The 19993-nt window shown below is 38.9% G+C and carries 22 protein-coding genes, 1 tRNA gene and 1 rRNA gene; 11 read left to right on the top strand and 13 right to left on the bottom strand.

What is annotated here, in order from left to right; translation table 11 throughout:
- The first annotated feature begins 128 nt into the window (after nt 1–128).
- Both I6F53_RS18290 and I6F53_RS18285 read left to right on the top strand, forming a co-directional pair.
- A tRNA-Ser gene (locus I6F53_RS18290) sits at nt 129–221 on the top strand.
- 307 nt (nt 222–528) lie between these two features.
- A complete protein-coding gene (locus I6F53_RS18285; protein WP_197177068.1) occupies nt 529–1017 on the top strand; it encodes an RNA-binding protein in 489 nt (162 codons plus the stop codon).
- Here the strand turns inward: I6F53_RS18285 and I6F53_RS18280 are convergent.
- Entirely contained in the window at nt 1001–2125 is a 1125-nt protein-coding gene (locus I6F53_RS18280; RefSeq protein WP_197181490.1) for an aminotransferase class V-fold PLP-dependent enzyme, read from the bottom strand. The genes I6F53_RS18285 and I6F53_RS18280 overlap by 17 nt on opposite strands.
- Nucleotide 2126: 1 nt before the next feature.
- Nucleotides 2127–3296, bottom strand: coding sequence for a PrnB family protein (locus I6F53_RS18275; protein WP_165739692.1), 1170 nt, complete (start codon nt 3294–3296; stop codon nt 2127–2129).
- A 136-nt stretch (nt 3297–3432) separates the two neighbouring features.
- Here I6F53_RS18275 and I6F53_RS18270 point away from each other — a divergent pair, with 136 nt between their 5' ends.
- From I6F53_RS18270 to I6F53_RS18255, 4 genes are all read left to right on the top strand, one after another.
- Nucleotides 3433–3888 carry an Lrp/AsnC family transcriptional regulator gene (locus I6F53_RS18270; protein ID WP_165739690.1) on the top strand — a complete coding sequence of 152 codons (456 nt, stop codon included), beginning with the start codon at nt 3433–3435 and terminating at the stop codon, nt 3886–3888.
- 72 nt (nt 3889–3960) lie between these two features.
- Nucleotides 3961–6681, top strand: coding sequence for an ATP-binding protein (locus tag I6F53_RS18265; RefSeq protein WP_197240639.1), 2721 nt, complete (start codon nt 3961–3963; stop codon nt 6679–6681).
- Nucleotides 6671–8071: an alpha/beta hydrolase gene (locus I6F53_RS18260; protein WP_197240638.1), complete on the top strand. Its 1401-nt coding sequence runs from the start codon at nt 6671–6673 to the stop codon at nt 8069–8071. The genes I6F53_RS18265 and I6F53_RS18260 overlap by 11 nt, the downstream gene beginning before the upstream one ends.
- Before the next feature lie 6 nt (nt 8072–8077).
- Nucleotides 8078–9217, top strand: a complete 1140-nt coding sequence (locus I6F53_RS18255) for a GNAT family N-acetyltransferase (RefSeq protein WP_197240637.1) — start codon at nt 8078–8080, stop codon at nt 9215–9217.
- Here I6F53_RS18255 and I6F53_RS18250 read toward each other — a convergent pair.
- Nucleotides 9194–9784, bottom strand: a complete 591-nt coding sequence (locus I6F53_RS18250; RefSeq protein ID WP_197177054.1) for a DUF938 domain-containing protein — start codon at nt 9782–9784, stop codon at nt 9194–9196. The two genes, I6F53_RS18255 and I6F53_RS18250, sit on opposite strands and share 24 nt — an antisense overlap.
- A gap of 201 nt (nt 9785–9985) precedes the next feature.
- On the opposite strand from I6F53_RS18250, the gene I6F53_RS18245 reads away from it, so the two are divergent.
- The 5 genes from I6F53_RS18245 (at nt 9986) to I6F53_RS18225 (ending at nt 13085) form a co-directional block, all read left to right on the top strand.
- On the top strand, nt 9986–10171 hold the full coding sequence (locus tag I6F53_RS18245; protein WP_165739680.1) for a hypothetical protein: 186 nt from the start codon (nt 9986–9988) through the stop codon (nt 10169–10171).
- A gap of 101 nt (nt 10172–10272) precedes the next feature.
- Nucleotides 10273–10638, top strand: a complete 366-nt coding sequence (locus I6F53_RS18240) for a hypothetical protein (protein ID WP_231613042.1) — start codon at nt 10273–10275, stop codon at nt 10636–10638.
- A gap of 11 nt (nt 10639–10649) precedes the next feature.
- Nucleotides 10650–12026: a class II fumarate hydratase gene (locus tag I6F53_RS18235; RefSeq protein ID WP_197119974.1), complete on the top strand. Its 1377-nt coding sequence runs from the start codon at nt 10650–10652 to the stop codon at nt 12024–12026.
- 110 nt (nt 12027–12136) lie between these two features.
- On the top strand, nt 12137–12670 hold the full coding sequence (locus I6F53_RS18230) for a hypothetical protein (protein ID WP_197240636.1): 534 nt from the start codon (nt 12137–12139) through the stop codon (nt 12668–12670).
- 10 nt (nt 12671–12680) lie between these two features.
- Entirely contained in the window at nt 12681–13085 is a 405-nt protein-coding gene (locus tag I6F53_RS18225; protein WP_165739675.1) for a hypothetical protein, read from the top strand.
- A 19-nt stretch (nt 13086–13104) separates the two neighbouring features.
- Here the strand turns inward: I6F53_RS18225 and I6F53_RS18220 are convergent, their stop codons facing one another.
- From I6F53_RS18220 to rrf, 10 genes are all read right to left on the bottom strand, one after another.
- Nucleotides 13105–13290, bottom strand: coding sequence for a hypothetical protein (locus tag I6F53_RS18220; RefSeq protein WP_007579770.1), 186 nt, complete (start codon nt 13288–13290; stop codon nt 13105–13107).
- A 15-nt stretch (nt 13291–13305) separates the two neighbouring features.
- Nucleotides 13306–13632, bottom strand: a complete 327-nt coding sequence (locus I6F53_RS18215) for a hypothetical protein (protein WP_165739672.1) — start codon at nt 13630–13632, stop codon at nt 13306–13308.
- Nucleotides 13629–14267 carry a DUF4178 domain-containing protein gene (locus tag I6F53_RS18210; protein ID WP_197240635.1) on the bottom strand — a complete coding sequence of 213 codons (639 nt, stop codon included), beginning with the start codon at nt 14265–14267 and terminating at the stop codon, nt 13629–13631. The genes I6F53_RS18215 and I6F53_RS18210 overlap by 4 nt, the downstream gene beginning before the upstream one ends.
- A 74-nt stretch (nt 14268–14341) precedes the next feature.
- The gene (locus I6F53_RS18205) at nt 14342–15034 is read right to left on the bottom strand and encodes a PspA/IM30 family protein (protein WP_004335088.1); all 693 of its coding nucleotides are present in this window, start codon (nt 15032–15034) and stop codon (nt 14342–14344) included.
- A gap of 24 nt (nt 15035–15058) precedes the next feature.
- Nucleotides 15059–15472 carry a YjfI family protein gene (locus I6F53_RS18200; protein WP_004335098.1) on the bottom strand — a complete coding sequence of 138 codons (414 nt, stop codon included), beginning with the start codon at nt 15470–15472 and terminating at the stop codon, nt 15059–15061.
- A 79-nt stretch (nt 15473–15551) separates the two neighbouring features.
- Nucleotides 15552–17273 carry a polyamine aminopropyltransferase gene (locus I6F53_RS18195; protein WP_197240634.1) on the bottom strand — a complete coding sequence of 574 codons (1722 nt, stop codon included), beginning with the start codon at nt 17271–17273 and terminating at the stop codon, nt 15552–15554.
- A gap of 3 nt (nt 17274–17276) precedes the next feature.
- Complete coding sequence (locus I6F53_RS18190) at nt 17277–18176, bottom strand: DUF350 domain-containing protein (RefSeq protein ID WP_197240633.1); 900 nt, start codon at nt 18174–18176, stop codon at nt 17277–17279.
- Nucleotides 18177–18202: 26 nt separating this feature from the next.
- Nucleotides 18203–19135 (bottom strand): CHAD domain-containing protein, encoded by a 933-nt coding sequence (locus I6F53_RS18185; protein ID WP_197240632.1) that lies wholly within the window; start codon nt 19133–19135, stop codon nt 18203–18205.
- A 267-nt stretch (nt 19136–19402) separates the two neighbouring features.
- Complete coding sequence (locus I6F53_RS18180) at nt 19403–19546, bottom strand: hypothetical protein (RefSeq protein WP_197240631.1); 144 nt, start codon at nt 19544–19546, stop codon at nt 19403–19405.
- Nucleotides 19547–19686: 140 nt separating this feature from the next.
- Nucleotides 19687–19801 (bottom strand): 5S ribosomal RNA (rrf, locus tag I6F53_RS18175).
- Nucleotides 19802–19993: the final 192 nt, after the last annotated feature.

Genomic DNA, 19993 nt, shown 5'->3' with positions numbered 1-19993 from the left:
GTGGTCGAATGCACCGGTCTTGAAAACCGGCATGGGTTTATAGCCCATCTAGGGTTCAAATCCCTATCTCTCCACCATATTTTAATTGATGGATTTTTTACTTCCATCAATACAAACGGTTATGCGTTGGAGAGGTGTCCGAGTGGCCGAAGGAGCTCCCCTGCTAAGGGAGTATAGAGTTTGTAGCTCTATCGAGGGTTCGAATCCCTCCCTCTCCACCATACTTAATTTAAACCACTTGATTGTGGTTTTTTTGTGCCTAAATTTTAACACCAGTACAAAATAGGGAGGGTGAGAACCCTCGACAGGGTTCGACAAAATGTCTGGAACATTTTGGGCCGCTGCAAGCGTCGCGCAGCGATTGATTACATGGATGTAAGCAAGTCTATCCCTCCCTCTCCACCATACTTAATTTAAACCACTTGATTGTGGTTTTTTTGTGCCTAAAATTTATAAAAACTAAACAAATTGTGCCTAGTAATAACTTAGGGCATTATTAACACAACTTTAGCCACTTTAGGTTTAGCTATGATCCGGTTCATATTGCTATCAGTTTGCGCGGCAGCACCATTTTTTACCTTGGCACAAAGTACAACAGTGTATAAGTGTGTCATTAAGGGCGTTCCTACCTTTAGCCAAACGCCTTGCGCTAAAGATGCACAAGTTATTACTCTCAAAGATATAAACGTAATTGAAGCGTACAAAAGCTCTACGCCCGGTAAAGGTATTACCGACTCCTCTGTGGATGATTACTTAGAGGTTCAACAAATAGATCGTGAAATAAAACGGCTTGAGCTATCTATTGCACAAAGCCAAAAAGAATACACTGCTAAAAAACAGCAGATAGATTACATGACTCAAGATAAAGCCAATCGTTTAGGCGCTTCGTCTATTGCTGATGCTATCGCAACTAAAACAAATGCGTTAAAGCAAACTTACGACGCATCAATTAATCAAACGCAGCAAAAAATAGAGTCATTAAAACAAAGAAAGCAGCAGCTTAGCCAAAATCCTTAAGCGCTTGTTTTACTATCGATATAAACTGCTCAACGTCTTCTTGGGTATTATAAATATGTGGCGATACTCGTATTCCAAATTTACGAGCATCTACACTAACTTTCGCTTTATCAAGCTCTGTAAGTACATATTCTTGCAGCCCGGCAAAAAACAAAATAACAGTCCCGCTGCATTTATCACTACTCATAGGTGATACAACATATTCGCTTAGCTGCTCATGAATAAGCATAAGCATCACTAAATTATGCTCCCTTACCTTGTGAGCAGTTAGCTCTGCAAAGTAAGCAATGCTATTGGCGGCAATAATATAAGGCGCTACAGAAGGAGTGCCCCCCCAAAATTTGAGCGCACTGGCGTTATATTCAAAATGGTTAATATCGAACTCAAATGGGTTTTGATGCGAAAACCAACCTACATCTTTAGGTTCACAATATGCTATTTGGTGTTTGTTAACCCACAAATATGCTGCACCAGGTCCGCCGCATAGCCATTTAACGCTCGAGCCAATCATAAAGTCAGCATCGAGTACGCTTAAATCAAGCGGTATCACACCCGCAGACTGAGCAACGTCAACTATTGATAAACTCTTGGTTAATTTACTTATAGCTACAATATCGTATACAGGTGCCTGTACTCCTGTATTTGAATATACGTGGCTTATAAAAACTAAATCAATATCGGCGGTTATATAACGCTGCCAAACACTAATATCACTTAAATCTTCGTGCTCAGGTATAAACATGATTTGCGCGCACTCTGGTAATGCTTTTTGCATTGCAAAACCCATGCTCGGAAAATCACTTTGCGCCATAAGCACTTTACAATTTTTTTGCTGTAACCGTGGATGCGACATAAGCAGCTTTGTTAAGCCGCTTGATAAATTAGCTTGAGGACAAAACTGCGAACTAGGCGTATTAAATAACTTACCAAGTACAGTAGTAAACTGCTCAACTGCGGGCAACCATTGCTGCCAAGGCTCTTTATTTGATCCCTCCCACGGAAGGAAGTAGTGCTGGGCTAAATATTGCTGCGTATTTTTAAGAGGACGCCCTACCGAGTGGTTTAGTAAATAACAGCCATCGGCCATACAAAAATCATTTTTAAGCATGCTATTTAACCCATTTTTTAAGTGTATTTAGATCGTCAAAACGTGTTTTTATATCGTCGCGTTTTGCACTGGCTCGCCTATCTCTTAATTTTTCGAGCGAATCAAGTAACACATGAAGCGGCGGACCGCTTGCTGTTACCTTGCTCATATGCTGCTGTTGCATATTCTTTGAGGGCTGAGCAATAAATTTTTCAACTAGTTGATTATGATGACCGACTGCGGTGTCGCCATGTAATTTGCACACTTGGATAAATAGCTTTGCGTGACTTTTAAACCAATTTGTATTTTTATATTGCTTCGCTTGTAAAAAGTCATCCATAAAGCTTTGCATACGCATGGCTTCTCGTAGTATTTGTTGATCCTCTGGCATCATATATAAAAACTTATCCACCAGCATTTGCGAGTAACTAGGCTCATTTGCACTACAAAGCCCTAGTAACATATCAATCACGTTAATACCTGCAAAGTCACCGGCATTAGCGCCTCTGTAAACCTCTTTACCTACACGATACGGTTTATAGTAAGGGCGAACACAGTTAAAAAAGCGATCTGTATCGAGCTCAGTATAAAGTGCATTATTTGAATCAATAACATCTATAAGCGCCTGTTTAGCTACTTTTAGTAACTCACCGCATAAAGGGTGTGAAATACCTAACGGCAATATTTTTAGTAAAGCATCACTTGCGCGTTTATAGGCCAAAATACCTTGGGTGTTGTAATCTATAAATAGCTTTTCATCGGGTAAATTAGTAAATCGTTTATAAATACCGTTAAGTGCTTTGTTATGAGTAGTTAAGTGGGCGGTAGCAAAACGAGGGGTTACGCCAATAGATGCGCCTATATGCATAGCAAGCGCTGAGGCTTCTATTAGTGGAGACGTGGTTTCTCTGCTTGGTTCGGTAATTTCATGGCGACGGCATGCAGCCATAAATAATCCGACGTTGCCAAGTAGGTCAAAAGCACTATCAAAGCCTTGATCTGTGTTTCCCTCGGCTAATAAATTACTAATTAATGCGTTGCCTTCTTTTTCTAATTGTTGCTTTAAGGCCTCGCCTATTCCTTCTACATTTGCTTTATCGGTTTGCTGCCAATAAAGCTGCTCTAATTCACTGTTTAAAGTGACAAACTCAGTTCGAATCCAGTGATCAAAAATAGCGGTATGTGTGTTCATTGTTGTGCTCTATTATTTTTATAGTTAAATGCTAACAGAGTTCAATGAGGGTAAAACGCCAAAAAAATTAGTAAAAACTGTAATACTTAGCAATAATCACTACAAATATAAAAATAATTAATAAAAGCCGACAACTATGTTAGATAAAAAAGATCAGCAATTACTTATCGCACTACAAAGCCAAGCTCGTATGTCGGTTTCAGATTTAGCCAGCAGCATTAACCTGTCAGATACACCTTGCCTAAGACGTATTAAAAAGTTAGAGCAAGAAAACATTATTACCGGCTACCACGCCGCCATAAACCCAAAAGCACTTAACCTTAATGTGTTGGTGTATGCGTTTGTACGATTAAGCCAAAACTCGGTAAGTGCTGCAGAGCAATTTGAGCAACATGTAGAAAAATTACCACATGTATTAGAGTGTTGTGTAATATCAGGAAGCTATGATTATTTATTAAAAATAATTGCACATGATCTTGAGAGCTACGAAACGTTTGTAAAACATCAACTAGGTGGTTTAAGTTGTATTGCAAATATAGAATCAACCGTTGTGTTAAAGCAGTCATTTAGCAAAAATCAGTTACCATTATAAAAATACCCTAAATAACTTACTGTTAGCTATACTGATATTTCAAAACGATAATAATAATTGCTTGGACCTTATGTGAAAAATTTTAACTCTAAAAATCACTCCATTATTTTTTACATCATGTTTGCTTTAGCATATTTTTTAGTGGGTATAGCACTCACTAAACTTGCTTTTAATTCGCAAATAATTCCAATTTGGTTACCTGCTGGTATTGCTCTGGTCGGTTGTTATATTTGGTGGTGGCGCTTTATCCCGCCTTTATTTGTAGCTGCAATTGCATTTAATTTAAATATTTTTGATAGTTCAGCTCATGAGCTAGTCCTGGTCGGTAACTCATTTAACGAAGCAATGTATATCGCCTTTGGTGTGGTTATACAGGCAATGGTGGGCGCTGCTTTACTAAAATTTTGGCTTGGTCACCCACTACGCTTTAAAAAGCGTAAAAACATAATTTACTTTATTCTCGTCATAGCCATATTAGTCAGTTTAATTTCGGCTAACTTTGGCGTGTTCGCTCTTAGTCAATTTAACTCGGTTTATAGCATTGATAATCATTGGAAAAATGTTGTTTATTGGTGGCTTGGCGATACATTAGGGGTATTAATTGCAACTCCGTTTTTACTTTCTTTACTACCACAAAAATCTAATCAACATAATATATCGGCGTTTCCAACAATTGCAGTATGCTCTATTTTATTTGTGTCTGTTGCGGTTACAACACAGCTATACGATCAAGAAAACCGTATAAGCACAATTAAAATCGCCGAACGTGAAGTTCACGTTATAGAAAATAGCCTTTATAGATATACAAATCGCAGTATTATTGCAGTACAAAGCCTAGCAAGCCAGGTTCAATCATCATCAACATTAAGCCAGCAAGATTTTTATTCTTATGCTAGCCAATTACTAACCCAGCACGCATTTATTAATGCTTTATCGTGGAATGCAAAAATACCTCAAGATCAACGTGAGACCTTTGCCCAAGAAATATCAAATATTTACCATTTAGATGTTGATGTAGTAGGTGAGCCTCTTGAAAAAAATGATCCCCTCGTTATCATAAAATATATAGCCCCTTTCAATGGTAATCAAAAAGCAATTGGCTTTAATGTATTTTCAAATTCTGATAGGAAAAACTCCCTGCTTAACCCTGCTATAAAATATATGCCCGTAGGGACTAAGATAATTCAGCTAGTACAAACCAAACAACCTAAACCCGCTTATTTGTTATTTGCCCCTGTGTATTCTCAAAGTGACGATAAAGAAGTAATTAAAGGCTACGTCACGGGTATATTTTTAGTACGCAGTATTATTGAACAAGCAATTACTAAACAGCAGTCTGATATGTTTTCGATTGGTATATACGAAGATACAAACGCACCGCCGTTTTATAGTAATTACTCTCAAGATGTTCATCAGGCTAAAGGAAGTCGTTTGATGTCGTTTGATGTGAGCTTTGCAGGGCAAAAATGGATTGTAAAACTAGCACTTAAAGAAGGGTTTTTAGCACAACATAATAATCAACTAACGTTATTATTGCTCATACTTCAAGTGGCCGTATGTTCTTTAATTTTAATGGTTTTACTGCTGTTTAATCAGCAACAAATTGCACTTACACGCCAAGTGGCTGAGCGTACACACTCGCTTGCACAAGCAAAGCAGCAGTCAGATTTAGCTAACCAAGCTAAAAGCCAATTTTTAGCTAATATGAGCCACGAAATCCGTACACCTTTGAATGCTGTTATTGGGTTTTCTTCGCTTGCTCGCGAAACCGATAGCGCAAGTACGCTAATTGGTTACTTAGATAAAATAAACTCATCATCTAAAAGCTTATTAAACCTAATTAATGACATTCTTGATATATCAAAAATAGAATCTCAAAAGTTAGTTATTGAGTCTATTGCATTCGACCTAGGTGCTTTAATAGCACGTATAAACAATATGTTTGAACACAGCGCAACTAACAAAGGTATTAAATGGCAAGTTAACTCAAAACTACCTTTAGATACCTGGTTTATTGGTGACCCAATGCGAATTGAGCAGATATTGCTTAACTTGTGTAGTAACGCCATTAAATTTACAAACCAAGGCAGTGTTACTCTAAACATAGAAACAGAGTTTACCACTGCCAATAAAGTACAGCTTGTTATAACCGTTAGCGATACCGGTATAGGTATAAAACCGAGCCAACATAAAAAGTTATTTAACGCATTTACCCAAGCTGATAGCTCTACATCAAGACAATTTGGCGGTACCGGCCTTGGCTTAACCATAGCAAAAGAGCTAAGCCAGCTAATGAGGGGAGAAGTAGCCCTTAAAAGTGAAATAGATAAAGGCTCTACTTTTACATTTTCCATGCGATTAGAAACAACAGAGCCTAAAAAAGAGCATATTATTACATTTGATAATACGAATATTACTTCGCTCAGCATTTTAGTGGCAGAGGACAACCCAGTAAACCAAATGGTGATTAAAGCGATGCTTGGCTCGTTAGGAATTGTGCCGTATATAGTAGAAAATGGCGAGCTGGCGGTCGATATAGTAAAAAAGCAGCATTTTGATTTAGTGCTTATGGATTGCCAAATGCCTGTAATGGATGGCTATAGAGCCACAGCATTGATCCGGCAGTTTAAAACCGAACAAGAACTTCCGATTATTGCTTTAACTGCCGACGTAATGCCAGAGGATAAAGCACATGCAAAAGCCGTTGGATTTAACCAACATCTTGCAAAACCGCTTGAACTCATTAAGCTAACCGAGTGTCTTGCTCAATATGCAGTAGTTAATGAACAATAATGGTTTAACTTTAAAAGTAGCTTTAAGAGTATTTTTAAGAGTATTTTTTGGTTTTGTTTTAAGTGTTTTTTCGCATATTGCAGTAGCTCAAAACTGTATATCGCAGGCGAGTGACTTTAAATTTATAATAAAAAGTAAGCAGCAAGGCCTATTACGTTTTGAAAATGAGTACACCCACCAGCGCTTTAATTATCAAGCCCTTTTACCATTTAGCGATTACTTAGATTACGAATATAAACATATAAATAAAGCTAAGCCCCATGCAAACATGCCATGCCCCGTTATTACACAAACGTATCGGCAGTTGGTAACACAGGGTAAGCGAAAACCTGACCCTACTATTGCAGATATTATTGCCCCTTTTGAGCTTACGTACCCAAACAGTAATAAAGTTGCACTACTAATCCACGGGCTAACTGACTCACCCTTTACGTACCACGATTTAGCACAAGTGTATTATCAGCAAGGCTATACCGTGCGTACTATTTTATTACCAGGGCATGGCAGCGCCGCAAGTGCTTTGCTAAACGTAGATGTAAGCCAATGGCAGCAAGCAATAAAATATGGTGTTGACCGTTCTGTGCAAGATTTTGATGAGGTGATACTCGCAGGCTACTCTACCGGCGCCGCGTTACTTATTGATTACGCAACCAAGCAAACTATTTCACCTAAAATTAAAGCGCTTATGCTTTATTCGCCGGGCTCTGAGCCACATAATAAATACGGCTGGATAGCAAAATGGATTGACGCTATACCGTTTGTTAATTGGATAGATAAAGACGCTGATGTAGACTTTGCTAAGTATGAGTCTTTTTCTTTAAATGCAGCTGCGGCATCATACGCTGCAATGTCACTTGCAAGCATAAGTAACTTAAGCAAACGCCCTGCACTTAAATTACCTATTTTTAGTGTACTTAGTGATATTGATACAACAATAGATACGCGTGCCACACTAAAATTATTAAGTACATTACACCAAGGTAATTCAGTAAAATATAAGCCGCTCGATACTTTAGTACTTTATGGCAACACTGATATTTTACCGCCAGACTTTGCTAGTGACTACATAGTAAGTAACCCGCAATGCACAACACTGCAGTGTAAAAAAATTCACGGTATATCGCATATTGCGGTTGTTAACTCACCGCAAAATCCACATTATGGAATTAACGCAACTTATCGCAATTGTGGCAGCTTTATTAACGACGACTTACTGTACAAAACATGTAAAACAACAAAAAACCCACAACTAGGAGAGCGTACAAGCGCCAACTTAAAACACTATCCGGCTTTACAGCGCTTAACTTATAATCCTCATTTTACCGAGCTTAAGATGCAAATTAGTACGTTTATTAAAAACGTAGAACAGCTTAGAACAACTACAAGGTAAGTAGTCATGGGAACGTTTTCGCACCAATGGTTTAGCAGTATTAATGAGATTGACCAGCCGCAGTGGCAACGTTTATTTGGTGATGAACCATTTACTCAACATGCTTTTTTATATGCCCTTGAACAAAGCCAATGCGTAACACAAAAAAGCGGTTGGCAGCCCCATCACCTCGCTATTTTTGAAGGTGATACACTCGTTGCACTTGCACCCGGATATTTAAAAAGTCATTCATACGGCGAGTACGTATTTGACTGGGCATGGGCTGAGGCATACGAAAAACACGGTTTAGAATATTATCCCAAGTGGCTATCTGGCATTCCCTTTAGCCCTATTGAGGGTAAGCGCATTGCTATCGATCACATCAATCAAAATGCGGTGTATCAATACATTACAGAGCAACTGAGCATACACAGTGCTCAGCAAGGTTGGTCGGGATGGCATGTTAATTTTTGCGACCAAGCTCAAGCCACATCATTAACTGAGCAACACGCCATGTTAAGAGTGGGTGTGCAGTTTCAGTGGTTTAATAAAGGTTATGAATCCTTTGACGACTTTTTGCAGATGCTTAGCTCGCGTAAACGCAGGTCACTTAAAAAAGAGCGAGCTAAAATAGCGCAGCAAAATATTGATATTGAATGGCTGCAAGGCACACAAATTATGCCCGAGATAATGCAATTGTTTTGTGAGTTTTATCAGCGTACGTATTTAAAACGATCTGGTCATTTAGGCTATTTAAATATGGAGTTTTTTACGCTTTTACATGCATTAATGGCCAATAACCTCGTTATTATGCTAGCCAAAAAAGACGATAACGTGATTGCTGCAACCCTTAGTTTAATTGGTGAAAATACGCTTTATGGGCGCTACTGGGGAGCAAGTGAAGAAGTAGACTCGCTACACTTTGAGCTGTGTTATTACCAAGGTATTGAGTTTGCAATAAAACATAAACTCAGCTGTTTTCATTCAGGTGCACAAGGTGAGCACAAAATAGCACGCGGATTTGAACCCGTACTTACCTACTCTGCTCACCATATTGTTGATGGCGACTTCAGTAATGCAATAAGCGACTACTTAAAGTGTGAACGCGGCCATATGGATATATATAAAGAGCAATGTAGCTCATTACTGCCGTTTAAAAACGAGTAGCTGATTATTTGCAGGCATGGCTGTATCGCTAATGAGCGTAAGCCCTGCTTGCTTAGCTAGTTGTTCAACTGCTTCAAAATCTCTTAATCCACTTAACGGATCGCGCTCTGTTAAAAAGGCACTAAAGTCATCATTACTTGGGCTGGTAAATTCACCTTGGTATTTGAATGGCCCATAAATACATAACATACCTTCGTTATTTAAATGACGTTTAACACCGTCAAAAAAACGTTCAACTAATTGCCAACTAACAATATGAAATGTATTTGCCGTATAAATAGCGTCAACCTTATCTACTGGCCACTCATTATTTAAATCAAGCTCAAGCGGCGCATGCAAATTAGTTAAATTAGCTTCGCGGTGCCATAAGTTAATCCCTTCGTGGTTTATAGCGCGATCACTTGTATGCCACTGCAAATGAGGCAATTGCTCTGCAAAAAACACACTATGTTGGCCGGTTCCTGAGCCAACTTCGAGCACTGTTTTAGTGTTTTTTAATACGGTTTTTAATTGCTTTAAAATAGGAGCTTTATTGTTTTCACACGCTTGTGAAAATGGCTTTGTCATTACTGTGCACCAAAATTGTCGGTTAATGCACAACAGTAAAGCAAATTTGACTTATTTTGTCGTGTTCAAAAAATGATAATTTTTTAAACTTATAAATATCAATAGGTTAGATTTATTTATTATGATTGGTATGTAATATGCTTTTATATAACCAACCCACTAAAGGGTTTAACTTATATTAAATTTTTAAAGGATAAAATTATGCATATACCCTCTTATACAGCTGTAGACGCAGCTGTTGCAATAACCGAAAAAACGACCGACGATCATAGTTACGCCGTTGATATGAGAGCTACAGTAATCGATTTACTTTCGCACCCTAAACATAATCAACAGGCGATGACCAAACATGAAACAGATCAGATATTTATTCTTGGCTACAATTAATACTCAAATTAGTATCGCAAATAATTTTTATAATAACTGTTTACACTGAAACCGATTAAATGTAATGATAACTATTATCGTTAACTTGAGTCGGTTTTTTTATGTCTTCAAATCATGCCCAGCATCGTTATCATCAAGAACTCTCTTGTCATTGCTTAAGACCTGGTCTGCATGCCCCCATGCTCGTTGCCGATTACATAGAAACCGCCCTTAACGTCGCAAAAAAATTTGAGCTGCAACGTAATCCTTTGCTTCAAGAGTTTTATCTTAGGCGCACACACCATGAAATTATGAACAAAATGTGCGACCCTCTTATACATAATGCTATTCGTAAACAATGTTTAGAGCAGTTATACAAACCATTATTAGCATTAAAACGATTTTATAAAGTGCACAATAATACTGCACAATTTTTAATACTTGAGCGCGAAGCGCGTATTCTTAGCCACGAATTCAACCCTTTTTAAGGAGCACACTTATGAGCAACTTTAGAACAGAATCAGACAGTATGGGCGAGCTACAAGTACCTAATGATGCGCTCTATCAGGCGCAAACACAGCGAGCGGTTAATAACTTTGCCATTAGTGGCTTACCTATGCCAAAGCAATTTATAACTGCACTGGCTTATATAAAACAAGCCGCAGCACAAAGTAACTTTGATCTTGGGCATTTAAGCAAAGCTAAAGCCAATGCTATTGAGCAAGCTTGCCAAAGTATTATTGATGGCGAACACATTGAGCACTTCCCCGTTGATATTTTTCAAACAGGCTCGGGCACAAGCTCAAATATGAATGCCAACGAAGTTATTGCAACGCTTGCTAGTCGATTAGGTAATGAGAGTATTCATCCTAATGATGATGTAAACATGGGGCAAAGCTCTAACGATGTAGTCCCTACTGCTATCGCACTCAGTAGTGCAATAAATGTAGTGTATGAATTACTTCCTTCGCTTGAAAACTTATCGCAAAACCTAGAGAAGAAAAAAGCTGAAGTTGGCCATATAGTTAAAACAGGCCGTACGCATTTAATGGATGCAATGCCTGTTACGTTTGATCAAACACTCAGTGCATGGCAGTCACAAGTTAATCATGCCGCTGCGGGAATTAGACATAGCTTAGAGCGTGTATGCGAGCTTGCACAAGGCGGCACGGCCGTAGGAACAGGTATTAATGCAGACCCTAAATTTGCAGCAAAATTTGCAGAAAACCTGAGTGCTAATGTAGGTATTAGATTTACGCCTAGTAGTAACTTTTTTTACAATATAGGTTCACAAGACGCCATCGTCGCACTTTCTGGGCAATTAAAAGTACTCGCTGTTGCACAAATGAAAATAGCCAACGACCTACGCTGGATGAACTCAGGCCCACTTGCAGGCTTAGGTGAAATAGAGCTTGAAGCGCTTCAACCAGGCTCATCTATTATGCCTGGCAAAGTAAACCCGGTTATACCAGAAGCCGCCGCAATGGTAAGTGCACAAGTAATAGGTAACGACGCCACTATAACGGTAGCCGGCCAGGCGGGTAATTTTGAGCTGAATGTAATGCTGCCAGTCATTGCGTATAATATATTGCAAAGCATAGAATTACTTGCAAATAGCGCGCAAGCACTGGGCGATAAAGCGATTGCCAGTTTTAAGGTGAATCAGCCAAATATAGATAAAGCACTCGCTAAAAATCCAATTTTGGTAACTGCGCTTAATCCGGTGATCGGTTATGAAAAAGCAGCAAAAATAGCAAAGCAGGCTTATAAAGAAGCTCGCCCAATTATTGATGTAGCTGAGCAGGAAACTGATTTACCGCGCGAAGAACTCGAAAAATTACTTAATCCAACCAAGCTAACGCAGGGCGGACTTTAGTAGAACAATATTTTTCACGTCTTTAATTACTTGATAATATAGTTTTTATTGCCGTAAAAAATGCACCGTGTATGATAGTGATGAATATTTCATCACTATCAAGGTTTTTTATGCGTACCCCATTATTAGCCATACTTTTACCACTGTGTTTAACTGCATGTTTGGATAAAGAACCAGCTAAAACACAGCAAGCAACAATCGCCTCAGAGGCTGAAGCACCTAAGCAAGAGCTACAAAAGCTAAAAGAGAACACTCAATTACAAGAAAATACCAAAAAGAACGTAGTTGCTGAAAAAATACCAAAAGCTGATTTAAAAAACGTTTCAATAGACGATATAAAAGCAGCCAAAACTGAATTAAATACACTAATTGCAGATAAACAGTGTGATACAAGCACTCAATGTAGAGTAAATGCAGTAGGTAGTCGCGCATGTGGCGGGCCAAGCAGCTTTGTCGTGTATTCAACAAACACTGCGTCTGAGGAGCAAGTAACAGCCCTTAGCGACAAAATCACAAAGCTTGAAAGTAGCTATAATTCACAAAAAGGGATTATGAGTATTTGTCAGCATTTAACAACGCCAAGCACGCAGTGTGTTGAAAATAAATGTGTTAAACTTGAAGGCTCAGCGGTAAGTGCATTTTAAGGATAACGTTATGAGTTGTTTACCATCAACAGTTAAACTGTCAATTATAAGCATTGCTAGTAGCATTTTGTTACTAAGTGGCTGTGCTAGCACTGTAACCTCAGGTAATGAACAAAGTAAAAACTTGTCTGACTTGAACTATGATCTGAATAACATGGTGAGTAATAATAGCTGCACCGCTAGCTTTCAGTGCAAAGTCCTTGAAGTTGGCGCCCGCGCATGCGGTGGACCGAGTAAATACGCGGTTTATTCAACGCTAAACACCTCTCAAGAAGAAGCGGAACAGCTTGCTCAACAAATAACAAAACAAGAAAACATACAAAATAAAGCACAAGGCTTAACTGATTGTTCTCCAGTACTTGAAGTGCAATCGCTGTGTATTAATCAGCAGTGCCAATCGTTTGATATAAAATAAATCAAACTTAACCTCAGCGTTAACTTAGATACGGAATTAACGCTGAGATTACAACGACCAATACCACGCAAATACCCGCTTTTATAATGTACTTCATAGGCATTGTTTTAAGCACCCAATACGCATAAATAAAGCGTACAAAATAACTCGCCGCAGTACCAAACAACGCAAAAATAATTAAATAAGCAATTAAAATAATATTCATAAAAACCTAATTAAATTATTTCACTTTTTTATTTTTAGTGTGCGCTATTAATAAATCAGCTACTTGCTGCTTTACGGCTCGCTTATCATCGCTTTGTACATCAAACCGAGTGGCAAGTTGTGCTATTTCATCATCATTTAAATTAAACGATAAACGTTGACGCGTTTTTTTAGATTTTACGTCTAAGCCTAGTATTTTGCGGATCATGTCTGATGGCGTTAGCTCTTGATCGATCGCTTGTTTTTTTATCAGCTTTTGAACTTCGCTGCTCAGATCAAATGCCATCTGCGTGGCACGTACAGCTTGTTCCTGACGTAACCACTTGTCTTTAGCATCACTCACTTAGCATCTCCAGGAAACAAGTCTACGATATCTGTCATTGGACGCGTCAGCGTTAGCGATACTTCGGTTTCGCCGCCATCCCAAATTTCGATATTTAAACCAAAGCCTTCATTATCTGACGCTAAGCAAATCATTTCACATGGCTCGCCACCTTCTTGCTCATAACGAGGCAAAGCTTGGTTGCGGTAGTCTTTATTATGGAAATAACACACATAAGGCGACTCGCTTTGTTGATAGCTTTTAGCTAAAAACTGCATAAAGCGCTCTGGTGTATTTTGCACTGTAATGTGGGTTAAGGACTCTTCATCAAAAATACGCGCAAACTCATCAAGGCTAAAAATTTCTTCAACTTCGTTTCGTTGAATTTTAATAGAAAAGTTTGCCCACTCTTCACCGTCATCTTGCTCAATTTGTAAAAATACAACTTGCCCGCTATTTGTCTGAAGTACAAATTCAGTATCACTACTGTGCTGGTATTGGTAAGTTTGAATACCAGTAACGCGTAACGTTTCACCTTTTAACCATGTTGGATAAGCAAATGAGTCTATAACGCTAAACATGTCGCCTACTTTAAGATCGCTTGGATGATTAAGCTGACGCTCTGGCTCTTTTTTAGATTTGAAAAAATTAAACATAGGAAGGTTGCCTTCTAAGCAAAAAAGGCAACTGAGCAAAACTCAGTTACCTTTTTAAAGTATAAACGTAATGGTTAGCTATTTTGCTTCGCTTTAATGCGAGCTAAAATATCAGCACTTTTTGGACTTGTGTCACCAATACCGGCTTCAGCCATTTTAGCTTTTAAGTCATCGCCATTTACGTCTGACTCAAGTTGCTTTGCAGCACCAAGCTGGTCACTACGATCTTGTTGACGCTGTTTAATGCGTTCAAGCGATTGACGAGCCGATGTCATAGACGAGCTATTTGTATTAAGCGTGCTGTTAACAGCCATTGTTGCCTGCTGTACGCTTTCAGTGGTTTTAACCATAGTAAGCTGACGCTGATTCTCTTTAATCGATTTTTCAGCATCTTTAACTTGCTGCTTAAGCGCAACAATGTGATTGCTAAAACCAGATAATACTTGCTCGTTTTCAGCTTTTTCAGCTTCAAAGTCACCAATTTTTTCTGCAATTTCTAATGCTAGCGCTTCGTTACCCTTTTCAAGAGCTTGGCCTGCATACGCTTCGTGTTCAGCGATTGAAGCATCTACTGCGCTAATTTTACGCTTAGTTTGCATTTCTTTAGCCATTACTTCTGTAAGACTTTTTTTAGCGCGGTGAAGTGCATTTTGTGCGTCTGCAATTTCTTGCTCAAAAATACGGATGCCGTTTTTGTCTACAATTGCTTCGCCTGCTTCACGAGCGCCGCCACGTACTGCTGTAAATAATTTTTTTAAAATACTCATAATCTTAACTCCACTAACTAGCTATTAATCGTTTAAATACAAGGTCACGGCTTCTAGTGCGTCTATAGCGTTATCAGCTAATGTCACTAGTTCGTGGGTAACGTCATCTAATGATGAATTTACCGACAGTGCACCAAAAATCGCGTATTTATTATCGATTTTAGCAAATGCACTCAGTGGAATCGGCACGTTTAAACGTAGTAATGTTTCGTTTAACTCGTTGCGTAATTCACTTTTAACTTCATCTTCGTCAAACAAGTAGCTAATACATAATAACTGCTCTTGCGTTTGCGTAACAAAAATTGGAAGCTCATCATTTCCATCAACAATGACTTGTAAAACATCTTGCTCGCCTGGGTTGGCAATCAAGAAAGACTCAAAGTTAGCGCCTTCAGTTTCAAAAGAAGCTAATTTTATTGAAAGTTCATTTAATTCCATGTCTCTGCCTTTTGTCGTTTGACATATTATGTCTGAGTTAAGATTCTCATGGCCGACATATTATGTCAACCATGTTTTATTAGTTTTTATACAATTCGCTTTCTATTTGCCATGCAGTTCGGTAGTAATCATACAACTGACCAGACCCTAACCTATTGACTTCAATACTTTTAACTTGTTCAAAATAATGATTAGGAAATACAAAACTTGCCAATAAATATTCTTTACTGATCCATCTTGATGGTACTGGCATAGTCGCTATATCGTTAATACGACCACTGGCCGACTGACCCATTTTAGTTGCTATAGTCCAGCCCCACTGCCCAAACGAAGGTATATTTTGCTGATATTGCTCAACATACCCAAACCCTGCAGCTTTAACCGTTTTACCTATACTTAAAAACGCTTTTTTAGCATGATAAGGAGAGGTCGATTGAACTGCCATTGCGCCATCGGGAGCTAATAACTGGCGTACATGATTATAAAAATAATCACTGTACATTTTATTTAGGTCAGGATGATTAGGGTCCGGTAAATCAATTAAAATAGTGTCGAACTGCTTAGATTGATCGAGCAGCTTTTCAACTTCTAAAAATGCATCACCCACAATGATGTTGGCGCGCGAGTCTTGCATCGATTTATTATTTAGCTGCAGTAATCGCTTACTAATATGCTCTGGTGGCGTAAAGTCACCGTCTTTATGACCAAATAAATTCAGTAATTGCGCGTCTAAATCTATAAGCGTTACTTCATTCACCGGCCATTTTAAAACATCTCTAAGTGCAAGCCCGTCACCACCACCAATTATTAATACGCGGTCGTGTCGGTTAGAGGCAAGCATTGCAGGATAAACCAGCATTGAATGATATATTTGCTCATCAATACTTGAGAACTGCAAACGCCCATTTAAATATAAATCGGTGATCGGTTGCGGCTGGTTTTTACTTAATCTCTCAGTTAAAACAACGTGCTGATACTTAGTTGCCTGTGAGTAAATCACTTTATCTTTATATAAAACATTGCTTAGATTGTTCATCCAACCACTGCCAAATACCAAAATAAAACCAAATAATGCTAACAATGCTATATGGCAAGCTAAAAGCGCCTTAGCAAAGCGTACATGGGTATGGTAGCGCCATAAAAATGCGAGCCCTGCAATGATATTAAATAATGCCGTCCACGCGGCAGCCTGCATTATAGGCATTGAGAGCATGATGCTTACCCAAATGGCAGCACCAATACCGGCGCCAATATAATCGGCACCATAAATAGTCCCTGCGTTGTTCTCCAAAAATCGGCCATAAACATGTTGGCGAATACGCGCTATAAGCGGTATTTCCATACCAATAAATAAACCCAGTATTAAACCAAAAACATAAGGTAGAAAACGTGACCACTCTTGTAGCTTTTGAAATACGTAACCATTAAGTACAACATCAGGGGGTAAATTAAAAATGCTCGAAAATAAATGAGGAAGAGAATAACTAACTGCTATTACACCCGCTATCGCTAAAATGCAGCCCATGCCAACCAAAGCAATAATGCTTTCTAGCCAAGCAAAGGCGGTAAATGCATCTTTAAACCAACGCGCTAAAAAAGCGCCTAAGCCCATTGCTACAATCATAGTACCGATCATGGCGTAAATAGCGCTCTCTACTGAGCCAAGTACACGGCCCGCATAATGAGACAGTAAGTATTCATAAATAAGGCCGCACCCAGCAAGCACGGCCATAACAGTAATAAGTAATATATCGTGCCCAAGTAAGCGTGACTTACTTGGGGGAGTGTTAGTTGATGACACTGATTATGCGCCTAGTAAGGTTGCCATAGTGATACCTACCGCAAATGATACTGCTGCAGAAATAGTAGCTACACCTACATTTTTTTGACGATTAACTTCATCTGAAATATCGCAACCAGATAAAATTATTTTAATTGTCACTAAGTGCAAAATAATAAATGCAACAAGGCTCACTACTGCACTAATAGCCCAGTATAGTAAACTCGCATTAATGTTATCCGCAGCGTAAGGTGCAACGCCGGTTGCTGCTGTAATAGCTAATGCACTACCGACTAAAAATCCAGCGTAACGAATACCCACAGCTAAGTTACCATCAACAATTGCTTGTTGTAGGCAATCGCCACTTTTGTTTGTACGCTTAAATAACTGCACTCGGTACTGGCTAACAAGTAGTAATACAACGCTACCGATAATAAAGGCAGCAATTACAATTGGAAGACCATGCCAACCATCAGTAGCCACCCATAAAAGAGCTGAGCGAATAACAATAGCAACACTAACAACATGACCAAAATCAATTATTGAAGCTGTAACGTTACCTTTAACGATTTCGTCGTGAAGACTTACTTTACGAAGTGCTACTTTATCTTGAAAGAAGTAACCCAATTTAATAAGTACAACCGCTAATGCGCCGTAAGCTAACATTTGCAGCGCTTCTTGTTGCAGTGTTGCAGCAAAAGCCCCACTACTTACACCCGTTAATACAATCGCCAGTGCGACTAAACCAGCAGCAAAACTAATACCAAAGGCAAAGTTATCGCGCTCTGTTATTTCATCATTTGCGTGTAAGTTTGAAACCCAACCTTTTATATATTTAAGGCTTACAAATAATAAAACAATAATTGCAAAATCAATCGCCAGCGCTTGTAGCGACCACATAGTTATTCCATTAAATTCATACATATTATTTTAACTCCAACTTTATTCTTTTACTTACCACGGCTCACGCCACGAGAGGTTCTGCTACCGCTATCACGCACCGATCCAGAGCTATTGCTATAACTGCTCGAACGAGAATAACTACTGCGGCTTTTTGGTGGCGTATAACTGCTACGGCTTAAACCTGATGCACCTGTTTTTTTACTCGCATAAGGGCTTGTAAACTGCTTACCTTGGCGTTGGTATGTTTGGCGCGTGCGTGTTTCTAGCGCGCTTTGGGTTTTAATTTGTTTAGGGCTTGAATAACGCGAGCGGCCATAGTCATTGTAATAGCTATACTTTCGGCGCTTACTCCAGCTTCCATATTCAACACGATCAAATACATCACCTAAAATACGGTACATTCCGTACCATTGCCAAAAGCTAATACCGTTACTATTTGATTGCCAGTTACCATAGTTAGGGTTACCTACCATTTGGTTACCAACACCCTCACCTTCAGCTTGCTTACTAATTGCGCCTACACGCGCTAAAGTGCCTTTGGACATATCTGCTAGCATATTAATAGGATCGGTTAACGCATCAGAAAATAGCGTAGGTTTAGATGCATCACGCAACAAATCAATGCTATGTAACGTATCTTCGTAAGGAGGAATTAAGTAAGTTCCTTTAATATCTTTAAGTCGCTGTGTTAAGCCACTATAAAGTGCGCCTTGGCGCGTTGCATCAAGGGTAATTACATCAACAACTTTTGTAAGCTCTGGTTGTTGTTTTTTAAGAAGCTCGCCATATTCTTTAAGTAACACAGCATTGCGTACACTTCCATTATCGAGTGCAGTACCAAGCTGAGACAGCTCCGTATCTACCTTTTTAATAGACTCTTGAATTGTTTGTTGCAGCTGCTCTTCTTTAGATTGACAACCCATAAGCACTGCGAACAAACAAAACAGGCTCATAAGTTTCCAAGCTTTAATATTCGACATTCATGTCACCTGATTTACTAAATTAACGCAGGTAGTTTTACACAGGTCACTTATTAAACCAAGAATGAAATTGCAACAAAGTGAGAAGAAATGAGGGACTCTGTAATTAGGGTCTGATTTATTGAAAATATGAAGCTATACAGTGAGGTTCGAATTAAAGTTAAAGTTTTATAAGAGGGTACTTGCGGTGATTTTAACGTCGGGAGTCGCTACGCTCGCCCGACCTACATGATGGGAGTAGATGAGTGTAGATTAATTGTGCTACTTTTACTTTTCTGCAGACGTAAAAAAGCCCGAATCGTTAAATTCGGGCTTTCTACAATTTGAAGCCTGGTAATGTCGTGGTGCCCACAGCGGTAGAGAGTCATAGTGAAAATGCTGCGCACTCATTGCTGAGCGGAGATTTTTCATGATTTTAACGTCGGGAGTCGCTTCGCTCGCCCGACCTATATGATGGGTGTTGGATGAGTGTACATTAATTGTGCTATTTTTACTTTTCTGCAGACGTAAAAAAGCCCGAATCGTTAAATTCGGGCTTTCTACAATTTGAAGCCTGGTAATGTCCTACTTTCACATAGCAAATGCTACACTATCATCGGCGCTGTTTCGTTTCACTACTGAGTTCGGCATGGAATCAGGTGGGTCCAAAACGCTATTGTCACCAAGCAAATTTGGGCGTTAATACGTATTTCTGCGCACTAACTGAATTTGGAAAATATCTGATAATATTTTTTAAGTCTTTCTAAGTAATATCTACTTTAGTCATATTAACTTCTTCGCGTGTTTCACTATCACATAAAACGCGTTTGGCGTTGTATGGTTAAGCCTCACGGGTAATTAGTACAAGTTAGCTTAATG

This window comes from Pseudoalteromonas sp. SWN29 (assembly GCF_015864465.1).
In the GTDB taxonomy this organism is placed as follows: Bacteria; Pseudomonadota; Gammaproteobacteria; order Enterobacterales; family Alteromonadaceae; genus Pseudoalteromonas.
This window is presented reverse-complemented; position numbering and strand designations above follow the sequence as displayed.

Coding starts and splice junctions, on each gene's coding strand:
- I6F53_RS18280 (WP_197181490.1), bottom strand. CDS start 2,125: ATGCTTAAAAATGATTTTTGTATGGCCGATGGCTGTTATTTACTAAAC.
- I6F53_RS18205 (WP_004335088.1), bottom strand. CDS start 15,034: ATGAGTATTTTAAAAAAATTATTTACAGCAGTACGTGGCGGCGCTCGT.
- I6F53_RS18225 (WP_165739675.1), top strand. CDS start 12,681: ATGAGTTGTTTACCATCAACAGTTAAACTGTCAATTATAAGCATTGCT.
- I6F53_RS18260 (WP_197240638.1), top strand. CDS start 6,671: ATGAACAATAATGGTTTAACTTTAAAAGTAGCTTTAAGAGTATTTTTA.
- I6F53_RS18255 (WP_197240637.1), top strand. CDS start 8,078: ATGGGAACGTTTTCGCACCAATGGTTTAGCAGTATTAATGAGATTGAC.
- I6F53_RS18240 (WP_231613042.1), top strand. CDS start 10,273: ATGTCTTCAAATCATGCCCAGCATCGTTATCATCAAGAACTCTCTTGT.
- I6F53_RS18270 (WP_165739690.1), top strand. CDS start 3,433: ATGTTAGATAAAAAAGATCAGCAATTACTTATCGCACTACAAAGCCAA.
- I6F53_RS18210 (WP_197240635.1), bottom strand. CDS start 14,267: ATGTTTAATTTTTTCAAATCTAAAAAAGAGCCAGAGCGTCAGCTTAAT.
- I6F53_RS18275 (WP_165739692.1), bottom strand. CDS start 3,296: ATGAACACACATACCGCTATTTTTGATCACTGGATTCGAACTGAGTTT.
- I6F53_RS18250 (WP_197177054.1), bottom strand. CDS start 9,784: ATGACAAAGCCATTTTCACAAGCGTGTGAAAACAATAAAGCTCCTATT.
- I6F53_RS18220 (WP_007579770.1), bottom strand. CDS start 13,290: ATGAATATTATTTTAATTGCTTATTTAATTATTTTTGCGTTGTTTGGT.
- I6F53_RS18235 (WP_197119974.1), top strand. CDS start 10,650: ATGAGCAACTTTAGAACAGAATCAGACAGTATGGGCGAGCTACAAGTA.
- I6F53_RS18200 (WP_004335098.1), bottom strand. CDS start 15,472: ATGGAATTAAATGAACTTTCAATAAAATTAGCTTCTTTTGAAACTGAA.
- I6F53_RS18245 (WP_165739680.1), top strand. CDS start 9,986: ATGCATATACCCTCTTATACAGCTGTAGACGCAGCTGTTGCAATAACC.
- I6F53_RS18180 (WP_197240631.1), bottom strand. CDS start 19,546: ATGAAAAATCTCCGCTCAGCAATGAGTGCGCAGCATTTTCACTATGAC.
- I6F53_RS18185 (WP_197240632.1), bottom strand. CDS start 19,135: ATGTCGAATATTAAAGCTTGGAAACTTATGAGCCTGTTTTGTTTGTTC.
- I6F53_RS18230 (WP_197240636.1), top strand. CDS start 12,137: ATGCGTACCCCATTATTAGCCATACTTTTACCACTGTGTTTAACTGCA.
- I6F53_RS18190 (WP_197240633.1), bottom strand. CDS start 18,176: ATGTATGAATTTAATGGAATAACTATGTGGTCGCTACAAGCGCTGGCG.
- I6F53_RS18285 (WP_197177068.1), top strand. CDS start 529: ATGATCCGGTTCATATTGCTATCAGTTTGCGCGGCAGCACCATTTTTT.